The 14,821-nt window shown below is 40.4% G+C and carries 16 protein-coding genes and 1 tRNA gene; 13 read left to right on the top strand and 4 right to left on the bottom strand.

Going from position 1 to position 14,821, the window contains the following annotated elements:
- Positions 1-9 precede the first annotated feature (9 nt).
- Positions 10-82 (bottom strand) — tRNA-Lys (locus B5E53_RS09540).
- Positions 83-292: 210 nt separating this feature from the next.
- On the opposite strand from B5E53_RS09540, the gene B5E53_RS09545 reads away from it, so the two are divergent.
- Complete coding sequence (locus tag B5E53_RS09545) at positions 293-1,453, top strand: AI-2E family transporter (RefSeq protein WP_087314414.1); 1,161 nt, start codon at positions 293-295, stop codon at positions 1,451-1,453.
- A gap of 14 nt (positions 1,454-1,467) precedes the next feature.
- Here the strand turns inward: B5E53_RS09545 and B5E53_RS19970 are convergent, their stop codons facing one another.
- Positions 1,468-1,596, bottom strand: coding sequence for a hypothetical protein (locus tag B5E53_RS19970; protein WP_275532677.1), 129 nt, complete (start codon positions 1,594-1,596; stop codon positions 1,468-1,470).
- A gap of 129 nt (positions 1,597-1,725) precedes the next feature.
- Between B5E53_RS19970 and B5E53_RS09550 the strand changes: the two genes are divergently transcribed.
- The 5 genes from B5E53_RS09550 (at position 1,726) to B5E53_RS09570 (ending at position 6,378) form a co-directional block, all read left to right on the top strand.
- Positions 1,726-2,400 carry a response regulator transcription factor gene (locus tag B5E53_RS09550; RefSeq protein WP_087314416.1) on the top strand — a complete coding sequence of 225 codons (675 nt, stop codon included), beginning with the start codon at positions 1,726-1,728 and terminating at the stop codon, positions 2,398-2,400.
- Positions 2,388-3,764, top strand: a complete 1,377-nt coding sequence (locus B5E53_RS09555) for an ATP-binding protein (protein ID WP_087314420.1) — start codon at positions 2,388-2,390, stop codon at positions 3,762-3,764. The genes B5E53_RS09550 and B5E53_RS09555 overlap by 13 nt, the downstream gene beginning before the upstream one ends.
- A gap of 66 nt (positions 3,765-3,830) precedes the next feature.
- Positions 3,831-4,991, top strand: coding sequence for a hypothetical protein (locus B5E53_RS09560; RefSeq protein ID WP_087314422.1), 1,161 nt, complete (start codon positions 3,831-3,833; stop codon positions 4,989-4,991).
- Positions 4,992-5,095: 104 nt separating this feature from the next.
- On the top strand, positions 5,096-5,782 hold the full coding sequence (locus tag B5E53_RS09565; protein ID WP_162611882.1) for a response regulator transcription factor: 687 nt from the start codon (positions 5,096-5,098) through the stop codon (positions 5,780-5,782).
- A 29-nt stretch (positions 5,783-5,811) separates the two neighbouring features.
- Positions 5,812-6,378 carry a hypothetical protein gene (locus B5E53_RS09570; protein WP_087314426.1) on the top strand — a complete coding sequence of 189 codons (567 nt, stop codon included), beginning with the start codon at positions 5,812-5,814 and terminating at the stop codon, positions 6,376-6,378.
- A gap of 393 nt (positions 6,379-6,771) precedes the next feature.
- On the opposite strand, the gene B5E53_RS09575 is transcribed toward B5E53_RS09570, so the two are convergent.
- Positions 6,772-7,200, bottom strand: a complete 429-nt coding sequence (locus tag B5E53_RS09575; protein WP_087314428.1) for a BlaI/MecI/CopY family transcriptional regulator — start codon at positions 7,198-7,200, stop codon at positions 6,772-6,774.
- Between the two features lie 483 nt (positions 7,201-7,683).
- On the opposite strand from B5E53_RS09575, the gene cbiQ reads away from it, so the two are divergent.
- The 4 genes from cbiQ (at position 7,684) to B5E53_RS09595 (ending at position 10,686) form a co-directional block, all read left to right on the top strand.
- Complete coding sequence (gene cbiQ, locus B5E53_RS09580) at positions 7,684-8,595, top strand: cobalt ECF transporter T component CbiQ (RefSeq protein WP_242963616.1); 912 nt, start codon at positions 7,684-7,686, stop codon at positions 8,593-8,595.
- A 74-nt stretch (positions 8,596-8,669) separates the two neighbouring features.
- The gene (locus B5E53_RS09585; protein ID WP_087314523.1) at positions 8,670-9,500 is read left to right on the top strand and encodes an ATP-binding cassette domain-containing protein; all 831 of its coding nucleotides are present in this window, start codon (positions 8,670-8,672) and stop codon (positions 9,498-9,500) included.
- 36 nt (positions 9,501-9,536) lie between these two features.
- Positions 9,537-10,274 carry an energy-coupling factor ABC transporter permease gene (locus tag B5E53_RS09590; RefSeq protein WP_087314430.1) on the top strand — a complete coding sequence of 246 codons (738 nt, stop codon included), beginning with the start codon at positions 9,537-9,539 and terminating at the stop codon, positions 10,272-10,274.
- 46 nt (positions 10,275-10,320) lie between these two features.
- The gene (locus tag B5E53_RS09595; protein ID WP_087314432.1) at positions 10,321-10,686 is read left to right on the top strand and encodes a cobalt transport protein CbiN; all 366 of its coding nucleotides are present in this window, start codon (positions 10,321-10,323) and stop codon (positions 10,684-10,686) included.
- A gap of 148 nt (positions 10,687-10,834) precedes the next feature.
- Here the strand turns inward: B5E53_RS09595 and B5E53_RS09600 are convergent, their stop codons facing one another.
- Positions 10,835-11,530 (bottom strand): Crp/Fnr family transcriptional regulator, encoded by a 696-nt coding sequence (locus B5E53_RS09600; RefSeq protein ID WP_087314434.1) that lies wholly within the window; start codon positions 11,528-11,530, stop codon positions 10,835-10,837.
- Between the two features lie 172 nt (positions 11,531-11,702).
- On the opposite strand from B5E53_RS09600, the gene B5E53_RS09605 reads away from it, so the two are divergent.
- The 3 genes from B5E53_RS09605 to B5E53_RS09615 are packed head-to-tail and all read left to right on the top strand — an operon-like array spanning position 11,703 to position 14,747.
- The gene (locus tag B5E53_RS09605; protein WP_087314437.1) at positions 11,703-12,866 is read left to right on the top strand and encodes an MFS transporter; all 1,164 of its coding nucleotides are present in this window, start codon (positions 11,703-11,705) and stop codon (positions 12,864-12,866) included.
- A gap of 33 nt (positions 12,867-12,899) precedes the next feature.
- Positions 12,900-13,847 (top strand): nucleoside hydrolase, encoded by a 948-nt coding sequence (locus B5E53_RS09610; protein ID WP_087314525.1) that lies wholly within the window; start codon positions 12,900-12,902, stop codon positions 13,845-13,847.
- Positions 13,848-13,853: 6 nt separating this feature from the next.
- Positions 13,854-14,747 carry a ribokinase gene (locus B5E53_RS09615; protein ID WP_087314439.1) on the top strand — a complete coding sequence of 298 codons (894 nt, stop codon included), beginning with the start codon at positions 13,854-13,856 and terminating at the stop codon, positions 14,745-14,747.
- The last annotated feature ends 74 nt before the right edge of the window (positions 14,748-14,821 follow it).

Raw genomic sequence — 14,821 nt, forward strand, 5'->3', positions numbered from 1 at the left:
TGCTTTCAATGCGCCTTCAGGGGCTCGAACCCTGGACACCCTGATTAAGAGTCAGGTGCTCTACCAACTGAGCTAAAAGCGCATGCATTTGAAATTGTTGCGAACTTTTCAACGCAAGGAACATTATATATTACAATCGAAAAAAATGCAAGCTTTTTTTCATTTTTCTTACTATTTTTAAGTATTTTTTTCAGTACAATTTTTTGAGGGATTTTGTTTATTTTTCCGGGATGGAGTATATGATATAGAAGAAAGAAGATATTTTTGAAGGAAAGAGGGAGCAGGAGGGGATATGAACAGAAATCATTTTGAGTCCAATCAGAGATATTTTACAATCTGTATCTATACGGTGTTTGTGATTCTGGCTGCCTGCATTATTTTTCGGGTGATTTTCCACTGGGATGAGACGGCGGCGGTGATCAGGCATTTCCTGTCCAGCATGTCCGGATTTCTTGTGGGAATCCTCATTGCATTTATTGTGAATCCGCTGGTAAATGTTATTCATGAAAAAGTGGTTCTCCGGATGTGGTCTGTGAAGAAGGGAAGAAGAAGCCGGATGCTGGCGATCGCACTGGCGTATGTGGTGGTACTGGGGCTTACGGCGGTATGTCTTGTCTATATTATTCCGCAGCTGATTTCCAGCCTGTCGGAGCTTTCCGGAAAGATTCCGGCCATGTATACAGCGTTTTCAAACTGGCTGTGGAAGTTGTCGGAAGAATTTACAATTTTAAATGACGGCGTGATCCGTACATTTATCGATCAGATGTCACCGAAGATTATGGAGTTGTCCACTTCTCTGGCGTCAAAATTGATTCCGTGGATGTATGAGGCGTCGGTGGCGGTGATTCAGTGGCTCATTACCATCGTGATCGCTGTGGTGGTTTCCGTGTATCTTCTGTCGGATAAGCAGCTGATCTTCAGAACTATCAAGAGGATATCCTATGCGTTTCTTCCGAAGCAGCGGGTGGATTCCATGATTGTCGTGGTGAAAAACTGTAACGATATCTTTACCGGGTATGTGACAGCCCAGGCGCTGGATGCGCTCATCGTGGGCGTCCTCTGTTTCCTGCTCATGAGCCTGCTGCGGCTGCCTTATGCGCTTCTCATAAGCGTGATCGTAGGACTGACGAACATGATTCCTTATTTTGGGCCGTATATCGGCGCAGTGCCGGGAATCTGTATTCTGGCGGCTTTAAAGTTTAAATACGGATTGATATTTGCAGTGATGATTTTTGTGCTGCAGCAATTTGACGGCCTGATCCTGGCACCGAGAATATTGGGAGATTCCACAGGGCTTCGGCCGATTCTGATCTTATTTGCCATTACTTTAGGCGGGGCGTACTTTGGAGTGTTTGGATTATTTCTCGGAGTTCCGGTGGTGGCGGTCCTGCAGTATCTGCTCAATCTGTTCATTGACAGGAGGATGGCCCGAAAGAGGGAGGGATTGCGGTAAGTCCCTCCCTTTTCTTATTTGTCATTGAGAGTATGGATGATTTCATCAAAGCTTTTGACGATCTGGTTGATCCATTTCCAGATTCCTCTGTTGCTGAAGCTTTTTCTTTGAATATTCCAGCGGATTTTTTCTGAAAAATTCATGAAACCCTCTTTTTTGTTATTTTAATATAGTGTATGTTATAGTAAGAAAGATGATTCTGAGAACTTTATTTACTCAAAATCGTGAGATAAGATAGATAAATAAATGTAAATGCAGATATGGAGGATGAGATGCGGCTGTTGGTTGTGGAAGATGAGAAAGATCTGAACAGTATTATTGTGAAGAATCTGGAAGCAGAGGGCTATATTGTCGATTCCTGCTACGATGGCGAGGATGCCGTGATATATATGACAACCATAGATTATGACGCTGTGATCCTGGATGTGATGATTCCGAAGATGAGTGGTTTTGAGGTATTGAAAAAGGTACGGGAGATGAAGATTGAGACTCCCGTGCTGTTTCTGACAGCCCGCGACCACGTGGATGATATCGTATTCGGACTTAACATCGGGGCAGATGACTATATGGTCAAGCCTTTTTCTTTTGACGAATTGATGGCGAGACTCCGGGTGATCGTGAGAAGAAAACCGGAAGTCCGTGAGAATATATATACATGTGGAGACCTGATTCTCAACGTCAATACGAGACAGGTGACGAGACAGGGCAGGGAGATTTCTCTGTCACCGAAGGAATATGCGATCTTGGAATGTCTGATTCGCAACAAAAATATTGTGCTCACGAGGGCGCAGATCGAATCGAATATATGGGATATGGATTATAGTGGTGAATCTAATGTTATCGATGTTTATATCCGTTATCTCAGGAAGAAGATTGATGATGATTTTGACGAGAAGCTGATCCAGACAGTAAGAGGGGTAGGGTATATGCTGAAATGCAACGAATAAAAAAGAAAAAAACGTCCATTGAGAAGTATATCTCTATGCGTTTTATAGGGATCACTTTTATCACGGCGGTGTTGATGGCGTTGTTTATCACTTACTTTTCCGATGCGGCCATTGATTATGACTTAAAGAGCCAGATTCGCAAAGAATCCAGATACGATTACCTTAATATTGAAATGAGAAATGGAAAAGTCTGGGTTTCCGATAATTTTGTGTATGATGATGACGGCATCATAAAGGTAGTGCTGGATTCCGCCGGACACCTGGTGAGGGGAGCGTATCCGGATAGAAATATGGAGAAACTGAAGCCCGTGACCAAGGAGGTTCGGGAGATCACCTGTGGAAGGGAAGAATATTTTACTTATGACCGTTCAATCATCAAGCGGGACGATGCAGGAAAGACAAGGATTATCGCCTATGTGCGGAGTATAGTAAACATACAGGATCTTTCCAGCGGATACAGGACGTTAAAGTACGCATCTTATATCTGTGCCGCGGTGATCGTGCTGATTGCCACCATTCTGGCGTCTGTATTTTCCAGACGTATCGTGGGTCCGATCAGGCAGATATGTGCGACGTCTGAGAAAATCGGAGTGGAGAAAGATCTGTCCACGAGAATCGAATATGATGGCATGTTTAAGGAGATAGAAATTCTGGCCCAGGCCAATAACAGGATGCTGGACAGACTGGAGGAGGCTTTTGATAAACAAAAACAGTTTTCTTCGGATGTGACCCATGAGCTGAGAACGCCGGTATCGGTGATTCTGGCGCAGTGCCAGTATGCAAAGAAGCACATCAGTGACAAAGAAGAATTTGACGAGGCGATCTCTCTCATTGAGCGTCAGGTGAAAAAGACCAATGACATTATCTCTCAGATTCTGCAGCTGTCCCGGCTGGACCAGGACAGAATCCGTATTGATTTCGAATATGTGGATCTTCGGGATATTGTGGAAGAAGTCTGTGAGAGCGAGAAGATGCATGATGAGAAGGATATTAACCTCAGGCTTTCCCTGGAGAGCGCCGAGGCGAGAGTGGATGTGGGGCTGATCATGGCCGCCATCCGCAATATTATCAATAATGCCATGAAGTACAGTTATGATCATTCCGATGTGGATGTCATTTTAAAAAAAGAGAATGGTTTTGTGAGGCTCATGGTCCGGGATTATGGCTGCGGCATGAGCGAAAATGTGAGAAAACATATTTTTGACAGATTTTACAGGGCCGATAAGGCAAGAAATTCGGAAGGGTTCGGACTGGGCCTGTCCATAGCGGCGAGGATCGTTGAGATCCATTCCGGGAAGATTACAGTGGAAAGTGAGGAGAAGAAAGGCAGTACCTTTTATCTGATTTTCCCAGAAAAAATTTAATTTTATTTTAATCTTTAAGAATTAGAATGAAACACTATAGGCTAAAGACGAAAGGGGTTTAGATAAATGAAAACATTGTATATTCATATAGGAACACCGAAAACAGGAACAACTTCTTTACAGCATTTTTGCACAGAAAATGCAAAGTTATTTGAGGAACAGGGTTATTGCTATCCAATTTTTCCGCATAAATTTAAATATATCAATATTATGAGAAATGGTTTTTTTCTTTCTTATAAGGGTTATGATGAGAACAAAAATAGAAATCAGATGGAAGAAGCAAAATTTTTCCGTCAGGGTATGGATTTTATTTTGGATAATTTTCAAAAATTTGATAATATCATTCTTTCAGATGAGGCAATTTGGAATGTAGTTTTTAAGAGAGGTAAAACAGATCTCTGGGAACGGCTTAAAAAAGAGGCGGATGAGCATGATTATGTGATAAAGGTTGTAGTCTATCTTAGAAGGCAGGATAGCCTTGCCACTTCCTGGTGGAATCAAAAAATAAAAATTGGTAAAAGAGTATATTCTAAAGATTCTTGGGAGAATTTTGTCAAGGATCCTACTAAGTTTGAACTAGAATATTATGATTCACTCAAGTTTATTGAGAAGTTTGTAGAAAAAGAAAATATTATTGTTAGAAGATTTGGTAGACAGTATTTTAAAAATGGTTCTATTTTTGAAGATTTCATTGATGCTGTTGGTATGAGATACAGTAGCCATTTTGTGATTTCAGAAGGGCAGAGAAATGTTAGCCTTGTGGGAAATACTCATGAGATTAAGAGAATTTTGAATACTATTCCTGATTTGAGAGATCAAGACAATAAATTTTTCAGAAGTATTGTTATTGATATGTCTGAACAACGTCCAGATTTAAAGAAGGAGACTATGTTTTCGCCAGAAGAGGCTCTAAAGTTCATGGAGCAGTATCGGGAAGGCAATCGAAAGATTATGAAAGAATATTTTGGTAAGGACGAAGACTTGTTTGATATGGATTTTTCCAAAAATCAGAAATGGGTTTTGGATTATAAAGAGATGGAGAAAGATATCATTCAATTTATGGGACGTGCCATTATCGAGCTTAGAAAAGAAAATAAAGATTTAAAAAAGAGAGTAAAAGAAACAGAGAGAGAGTTGTCAGAACAGAAAGAGATTTTAAAAAATATTCAGGTACAGTTAGATAATCCGTTGAAAACTGTATTTTCTTTCGTGAGAAAGAAAAAATAAAATATGCGTTATAAGAATGCTTTTTAAGAGAGAAAAATATGAATAGTTAAAAAAAACATGAAAACCTGGGTATACATTGAAAGTCCATGAAAGGAGAAGTAATTATGAGACGTAATACAATCTTTTTAATGGAAAAAAACGTGGAGTACATTAAAGAGTTTTGCAGATTTTTTGAAAATGACTATGATATTTTGTATTCTTCAGACGGAGAAAAAGCAATGGAAATTTACGCGGAAAATAATACGGACATTCATCTTATCATACTGGACAGTAATCTTTGCGAAAAGAAACGGTGCGATATTCTGGAGGAACTTCGCTCTTTTTGCGACGTACCGGTCATTATGCTCATGGAAAATGAAGAACCGGAACCGCAGATCGTGGCGTATCGTATGGGCGCGGACGAGTGCGTTTCCAGCTATGTCTCTTTTCCTCTGCTCAAAATGAAGATTGAAGCCATCTTAAAGCGTGTGTATGGAACGGATAATTCCATTCAGGAAGGAATTCTGGAGCTTGATCTTGATAAGAGGACGCTCAAGGTGGACAATGAATATATTGATATCACCATCAAAGAGTTTGAGCTTCTATCTTTCTTCATGCGCAATAAGCATGCCATTCAGAGCAGAGATCAGATCATAACTGCTGTATGGGGCATTAATTATGAGGGAAGTGATAGAGTTGTAGATTCGCTTGTAAAAAAGCTCAGGCTAAAGCTTAAAGATGCTTCCAATTATATTCATACTGCCTATGGGATGGGTTATTATTTTGAGTTACCAATAAAGGAGCCTGCATAAAAGGGTATATTCAAGTGTAGGTCTAGTAGTTGACTAAAAACGGTTCCATCTATGAAGATTTCATGGAAGCTCTTGGAGTCAGATATGACAGCCGTTTTGTGATTTCTGAGGGAAAACGGAATAACAGCCTGTTTGGCAATTCCCATGAGATCAAGCGTATTCTGAATATGCTCAATATGAACAAGCATGACCGTCTGTTCTTTAAGAGAATTGTCCGGGAAATCTCTGATAATCATACGAATCTTAAAGGAGAAACTATGTTCTCCGCCGAAGAGACGCGGCAGTTCATGGAGAAGTACCGGGAGGGCAACCGGAAGCTCATGCAGGAATACTTCGGCAAAGATGAAGACTTATTCGATATGGACTTTTCTAAGAATAAGAAATGGGTTCTCGACAACACAGAGATGGAGCAGGATATCATCAGTCTGATCGGGCGCGTGACCGTTCAGCTTCGTCAGGAGAACCGTGAACTGCAGACGCAGATCCAGGATATGAAAAAGGAGCTGGCAGAGTGTAAAAAAAAGCTTGACGCCAAACCATCCGGCGGAAGGAATCCTCTCCGGTCTGTGCTCTCAGGATTAAAAGGAAAGAAGTAGAGAAGTAAAAAAAGAAATACCGTAAAGGAATACGGCAAAAATATTCTGAAAAGAAAAAGGGAGCCGCTGCGAACGGAGTGTCCATGTGAAATATAGCTGATGGCAGCTTTGATGGCTGCAGTTCCGGATGGAAGATAAACGATCATATCAGCTGTATTTTATGGAGGGCATACGCCTGCAGCGGCTTTCATTATTTGTTGATATTCTTATATATAAATAATTTTAACTATTATTTAATGTTATATATAATTGTATCGACATCAAAATAACCCTCCCTGTCATTTACAATAAAAAAACAGGGGAATCTTCTTAGAATATTTCACGGGTTATCTTCTGTCATGCAATTAAGACAGATCAATATAGGAGTATTCAGTGATCGTATGATGGGAGAGACTACAGAGAAGAATCAGATTCGGATTCTTTTTGCATTCTCAGTTCCCGTCTCCTGTTATCAAGGATTACGGACAGCTCGTCCAGGAGATCGGCGTCAGTTTCTTCTTCTACCAGGGCGGTAAAAAGGTGAGACAGAGCTGATGAGGCGGACTTCTGGTCCTGTTTTACCTGGAAGAGGCTCCACTGGTCTCTCGTCATGGTTGGTTCAAAGGTACGTGCATAATTCTTGGTCGTCTTTTTGAATCCTGCCACTTTGATCATTTCTTTCTTTAATAAAGAGTTGATCATGATGTGGATGTAACTTGGTTTCCATGTGCGTCCGGCACATAATTTCACAATCTCGGTGGATGTTAATGGTTCTTCACTGTCCCAGAGGAGATCAAGAACCTGTTTTTCGCTATCTGTTAGTTTTTTAGTTTTTTGTCTCATGTAATAATCAGTCCCTTCTAAAATGTAAAGTAGTATGGAAAACTTTACTTCGTGTTTTTATAATATAATACTATGAACAAATTTTCAATGAAATAAACATTAAATTATTATTAATCATTTGTTTTATTAAAATATTTATATTAAGAAATGTCAAGAGTTAAAATTTTTTCATACCTACACTATACTAAATTGTCTGTTTTGTTTAAAAATGATAATAAATTTCTCTTTACAATGGATATGTCTGTGCTATAATTTTAACAGAAATTGATAGAATATATCAATACCGACAGTTCGGTGCGAATAATTATTTTAGAAAATCATTTTATTTACAGCCTGTTATCTCCAGTTTTGTATATAGCAGGGTCTATTTAACTTCTATTTTCTATTATATCCATAATTTAAGCAAAAAATAAATATAAAAACGATATTTACAGAGAAGAATTTTATTTAATGTTCTCTTGTTGATATGCGTGGAGGTATGCAGTGAATACATTTGTGCAAATAGCATTGGTCTGTCTTGCTGTCGGAATGTTTATCCACGGATTCTGGAAAGGTAGAGTGAAAAACAGCGGGCACAGACACGGAGGAATCGGGCACAAGCACGGCGGCTCTATCCTGTCAGTGGATTATTTTGCCTATGCTTCCGGTCTGAGACAATGGAATGCGTCTTTCAAAGTGATTTTTGCGGTCCTGTGTCTGTTGTTGTGCATCATTCTTGATAATATATATGTCTCTGTCATGGTGATTCTGATGATGGGATATCTGACAGTGGTTGTGGGAGGTCTTCCTTTTCACCATTATATTTCTATGATGCTGATACCGATATTGTTTCTGCTGTTCGGAAGCGCTGCCATTGCCATAGGTTTTTCCCTGGAACCTGCGGGACAGTATCATGTGGGAATCTTCCATTTGTTTTATATTTACTGTTCCAATGCCAGCCTGCTGCGGGCTGCGGGGCTGATCTTGAAAGCGTTGGGAGCGGTGAGCGCCCTTTATATGATGACTCTGACAACGCCTCTGGGAGAATTGATTTCGGTTCTCAGGAAGGCTCATATTCCCAAGGTTCTGGTTGAGCTTATGAATATGATTTACCGGTATATCTTCATCATGATGGATACCCACAGCCGTATGAAAAACTCGGCGGAGTCAAGACTGGGCTATGTGGATTTTAAGACCTCCTGTTATTCTTTCGGGCAGGTGGCAAGTAATCTTCTGATCGTTTCTCTGAAACGGGGAAATGATTACTATAATGCACTGGAGTCCCGGTGTTACGACGGGGAGCTTCGGTTTCTGGAAGAAGAAAAACCGGCCAGAGGCAGGCAGATCATACTGGCAGCGGTGTTCGTGATTCTTTTATTTGCTTTATGGGCACTGACCAGCAGAACGATTTTATGAAAATTAACGGATGAAAAAAATGGATAAAGAGATGGGCATGTATGGACAGAACGATGGAAGAAAGGAAGCAGAAAATGGATAGCCCGATTTTGGAAGTGAAGGATTTACATTTTACTTATAATGACGAAAAACACGCGTTAAACGGGGTGGATCTGAAAATTTATGAGGGAGAAAAAATCGCGGTTCTGGGTTCAAACGGAGCGGGAAAGTCGACATTTTTTCTGAATATCAACGGCGTGTTAAAACCTCATAAAGGGGAGATCATTTATCGCGGAGAAAAGATTACGAAAAAAAGGTTGAATCATTTACGGAAAAATGTGGGGATCGTATTTCAGGATGCTGATAATCAGATTATCGCCTCCACAGTCATGGCGGAAGTGTCTTTTGGTCCCATGAACCTGAAACTGCCCAGGGAGGAAGTGCAGCGCCGGGTAGATAAAGCCCTTGATTATATGAACATTTCCGAGTTCCGGGAACGGCCTCCCCACTATTTAAGCGGAGGAGAGAAAAAACGAGTCAGCATTGCAGATATCATCGCCATGGAGCCGGAGATCATTATTTTTGATGAGCCGACGGCGGCGCTGGACCCGCTGAACGCACAGATGCTGGAGGAGGTGCTCCAGAAAATGGGACAGGAAGGAAGAACCATCCTGCTGTCCACCCATGATGTGGATTTTGCTTACCGCTGGGCGGAGAGAGTGATTGTATTCTGTCAGGGAAAGGTCATTGCGGATGATACCCCTCTCAGAGTCTTTCAACAGGAAGAGATTCTGAAAAGAGCAAATCTGAAGCATCCGGTGCTTTTTGACATTTATGATATTTTAAAACGAAAGGGTATGGTTCCTGATGGAGAACTTTATCCTAAAAATATACAGGAGTTTGATCAGATGGTAAGCCGTCTGTAGGAACATGCCTGTGCAAAGAAAAAGGAGGAAAATTCGATGTTATTAAAGAAAAAAGAGAAATTAAGTATTCTGGCATTTGCCCTGTTGGTACTGTTTGCGGTGGCTCCGGTTTCCAATGCCATGCATATCATGGAAGGCTATCTTCCGCTGGCCCACTGTATTTTCTGGATGATTGTGTGTATTCCGTTTCTTGCTGTCGGAATCTGGAATATTAAAAAGGTTTTAAAGGAAGACAGGAGAACATTGATGATTCTCGCGCTGACCGGTGCCTTTGTGTTTGTACTTTCTTCCCTGAAGATTCCGTCAGTGACCGGAAGCTGTTCCCACATGACCGGAACGGGACTTGGCGCGATTTTATTCGGACCGTGTGTTACAAGTATTCTGGGTATCATTGTACTGCTGTTCCAGGCAGTTCTGCTGGCCCACGGCGGTATCACCACCCTGGGAGCCAATTGTTTTTCCATGGCTATCGCGGGACCGATTCTCGCTTATGCAGTTTATAAACTCCTGACAAAAATGAACGTCAACAGAAAAGTGACTGTCTTTCTGGCAGCCTTCCTGGGAGATCTGTTTACCTACTGTGTAACCAGCGTGGAGCTGGCGGCAGCCTATCCGTCTGAAGTGGGAGGATTCGGCGCTTCTGTTGTAAAATTCCTGGGAATCTTCGCCACAACGCAGGTTCCGCTGGCGGTCATCGAGGGTATCCTGACAGTGGTTATTGTCATTGCCCTGGAAACTTATGCCAGAAATGAGCTGAAAAGTCTGAGTTTTTAAATGGCGGAAGCCGGAAAGACATTGTTTCGGAGGAAGGAGAGTAAACATGAGTAAAAATACAAAAACAGTTATTATCTTATTGGTCATTGCCGTTTTGATTGCCATCGTTCCTTTGTTTGCATTGAAGAATGCGGAATTCGGGGGTTCTGATGACGCGGGAAGTCAGATGATTTCTGAGATTCAGGGAAAAGAATATGAACCGTGGTTTACGCCGGTGCTGGAAAGCGCCCTGGGCGGAGAGCTGCCGGGAGAAGTGGAAAGTCTGATTTTCTGTGTGCAGACCGGTATCGGAGTGGGAATCGTTGCCTTCGTCCTGGGCCGTTATGTGGAGAGAAAGAAATGGACCGATAAACTGGAGAAAGATAAAAAAGAGGATCATGCAGAAAGCACGACGCGCACAAATATGGTATGATTACCGCGGTTTTTTATGAAAAAATGGGGACGTTACATTTTTGGCGCAGACAATCATGCTATCAAACAATAATTAGGAACGTATACAGCGAAATGCCATAGGATGCATTTCGCTGTTAGTTTTTTACCGTATATTATTATGTCATATGCTACAAAATAATATCTTTATATTTTTCAGCAAGCCGTTGGTATTGCTCTTCTTCGATGACAATTTTTCCTTTTCGTAATTGGAGAAAATTTTCCCTTTCCAATGCATAGATATGGCGGTATAAGGTTCTTAAGTTGATATGCAATTTCTCAGCCAGTGCAGTTCTTGTCAGTCTGCAAGTATAGGGACGTTGATGGCATGCCTGTAAAAACAAATAGTGTCCCAAAATGTCTCTGGGGGTGAAAAGATAATGCTTTTCAGCACTCTCCATATTCAACGCCGAGATTTTACCCAGAACAAAAAGCATCTGGAAGCATAAGGTATTATTGTTCTGTAAAATCTGAATAAATTGTTCTGTTTTAATTCTAAATATTGTACATTTGCTTTCCGCTAATATATAGGCAGTGTAGTAGTTCGTATGATTCAAATATTCAATTAAGCCTAAAACCTCCAGTGGTTCCAGATATTCAATAATATTATTGCTGTTCCACGAAATTTCATTCCAAACGGAAACGCGTCCGCTTAATAAAAAATAAAAGTAATCCAAAGGATCTTTTTGATTCAAAATAGTATCGTTTTTTTCAAAAACCAAAAGATCCTTCATAGGAACGATTTCCATGAGGGAAAGGGAAGGGTTTTTTTTATCGTATGTTTTCTCTAAGATAATTTTCAATGCATGTTCAAGATTTGTTTGCATATAAGTGTTTTCCTTTCTACTAGTAAAATTGCAGAAAAAATGACACCTGTCATTTTCTGCATTATACAACTATGGTAAATTAATATCAAGTTAGAAAAAAGTTTTGTGTAAAACACACAAAATATATCCGGATATGATAACTAATCATAAAGGAAGAGAGGTAAACAAAACTATGAAAAATAGAAACAAATTATTGGGCTTTCTGGCATTTGCCATGTATTTTCTGACGGGTGCTTCCTGTGTCGTCGTTGGCAGCAGCCTTCCTCAGTTAGTAGATATGTATGGAATCGGGTTGGACAAAGTGGCCTTATTGGGTTCTGCCTATGCTTTGGGACGTGTGTTAACCGTCTATATAACCGGGCGTATGGTTGAAAAAATCGGGCCATTGAAGGTTCTGGCAATCGGTGCCGCATTAACTGGTGCATATTTATTAGGAATTCCACTTATTGTAAATTATTATGCAGGAATGTTGTTTGCCGTATTGGGAGGCATTGGTATGGGAACACAGGATGCTGTGACACCGGTTTTACTGAGTATGGTATTTAAGAAAAACTATTCCAGTGCACTCAGTGGCGGCCAAACCCTCTTCGGTATTGGAACTTCTGTTACGCCGTTCTTGATCGGGGTAATGCTTTCCGGAAAACTGCCGTTTTACTATTCCTATTTTGTATTAGCTGCAGTTGCCATTGTAATTTTTGTGTTGACATTCTTTGCAAAAGAGACAGAAGAAATTGCAGAAGAGACAGAAGAACATATTCAACCTTTGTATACAAAGAAACCATATGTCGTCTATGTAGGAATTTTTCTAGTAGTCGCTGCATTTAGTGCAGTGTCCAGTGCTATTGGTTTATATACCTCCAGTTTTGCAATCAGTAGAGGAGTTTCTGAAGCATCTGCGGCCTTTATGTTCACGTTATATAACATAGGTTGTGTAATTGGCGGAGCAGTATTCGTCATTGTATTAAAATACATAAAGAGTCAGACTGTTCTGTTAATGAATTGTACGGTTGCTTTTATTGCTATTCTTGGAGCGATGTCAATCAATAAAACACCAGTTTACTTTATTGGACTTTTTATTGCAGGACTGTTTCTGGGGGTACTGTTCAGTGTGATTGTGTCCATTGCTACACGAATCGGATACAAACGAATCAGTGTTGCAAGTTCTTTAGTGGCGACAGCAAGTGGTTTTGCAGATTTTTTCACACCAGTGATCACAGGGGTTGTTATTGCCAGCCTGGGAATTGATTTTTCTTACATTTTTGCATTGATTATGCTGGCAGTATGTATACTTTCGGCAGCTGTTGTAAAACTTGCAACCTCTGAAACAGAAATTTGAATGAATATAAAAGGAAAAAAGGAGATTATCATTATGGAACAGAAGAAAAAAATTATTATTGATACTGACTGTGGTTCGGATGATGCAATGGCCATTGCCATGGCTTTAAATGATCCCGCTTATGAAATTGTGATGATTTCTACCGTGTCAGGAAATGTACATGTTGATCAGGCTACGATCAATACATTGACTACCATTGAATATGCAGATACTTATGAACCGCCTGTATATAAAGGGCTTGATAAAATGCTTTTAAAAGAGCTCATTTATGCCCATGAAACCCATGGAAATGACGGAATGGGTGACATTGGACTGGTGCCGAAACGTTTGAAAGCCCAGGAAGGAAATGGTGTCTTAAAAATGCTGGAATGTTTACGAAACAGCGAAAAAGGAGAAATTGATATTATCGCTTTGGGACCGCTGACGAACATTGCGATGGCTATTCGACTGGATTATGAAGCTATGAAGAAAGCAGGCCGCATAGTTATTATGGGAACGGCCGGCTTGGGTGCCGGAAATGTTACACCGGTGGCGGAATTTAACATCTGGCAGGATGCAGAAGCAGCCAAAATTGTCACAGAATCCGGATTAGATACAATTATCTATGTAGGTTGGGATGCCTGTTTGGGCGAAAGCATGTTAAATCCACAGGAAATTGATAAAATCAGAAGTGGAAGCGCTCTTGGAAAGTTTGCTATTGATTGTAATAAAGATTTGATGGAAATGAATAAGGAACGTTTTGGAGATGCCTATCTTGATATGGCAGATCCATCGGCTATGGCAGCGGCACTTTACCCGGAATGTATTGAAAAATGTGAAAAATATTACTGTGAAGTCGATGTTTCTGATGGTCCAAGCTATGGTTCCGTCTTAGTGGATGTCAATTACTTCTCCGGCAAAGAGCCAAATGTATATATCTGCAGCAAGCTTTATCCAGATAAATATAAAGAATACATTTACAGAACTTTGCGAGTGGAGTAAAGCATAATGAAAATACTGAATTTTGGTTCTCTGAATATTGATTATGTTTATGAAGTGGAGCATTTTGCAAGAAAAGGAGAAACTATTTCCTCAAGCAATCTTCGTGTCTCAAGCGGAGGAAAGGGATTAAATCAATCCATTGCATTAAGCAGAGCAGGCGTACCGGTATGCCATGCGGGAATCATAGGAATGGATGGTATTTTCCTGAAAGAAATTCTCGAAGAGGCAGGAGTGGACACGAAATATCTGGCGGTATCCGATCAAATACGCACAGGAAATGCTATTATTCAAAATGATAGGTACGGTGATAACTGTATCATATTGTATGGCGGTGCGAATCAGACGATAACCAGAGAGTATATAGACCAGATTTTAGATAATTTTTCGGAGAATGACTGGCTGCTTTTGCAAAATGAAATCAATGAGCTGCCATATATAGTAGAAAGTGCCCATAAAAAGGGAATGCATATAGTATTAAATCCTTCTCCAATGGACGATAAAATTTTTGATATCAATCTGAATCATATCCATTGTTTCATTCTTAATGAAATGGAGGCTCAAAACTTGGTAAACTACAAAGAAAACGACATGGAAGTTTTAAAGAAAGTACAGGAAACCTTTCCGCATGCAGAGATTGTTCTGACATTAGGTGAAAAAGGTGCTGTCTACCAGGGAAAGAAAGGCTGTATTTCACAAGAAAAATATGCGGCGACCGTTGTGGACACAACAGCAGCAGGAGATACCTTTACCGGATATTATCTATCAGGAATTCTAAAAGGACTCGATGTAAAGCAAGCAATGCAGACAGCCGCAAAAGCCGCAGCTATTGCTGTTTCCCGAAAAGGCGCAGCGGTATCAATTCCGGAAATGGAAGAAGTTACAGGAAAAAGAAACGAATAAAAAATACGAAAATAGAAAGTATGGTAATTAGACCGTACTTTCTATTTTTTTATTTTAAAATACAAAGATAAACT

The sequence above is a fragment of the Eubacterium sp. An11 genome (genome assembly GCF_002161065.1).
GTDB classification, from domain to species: domain Bacteria; phylum Bacillota; class Clostridia; order Lachnospirales; family Lachnospiraceae; genus Anaerobutyricum; species Anaerobutyricum faecale.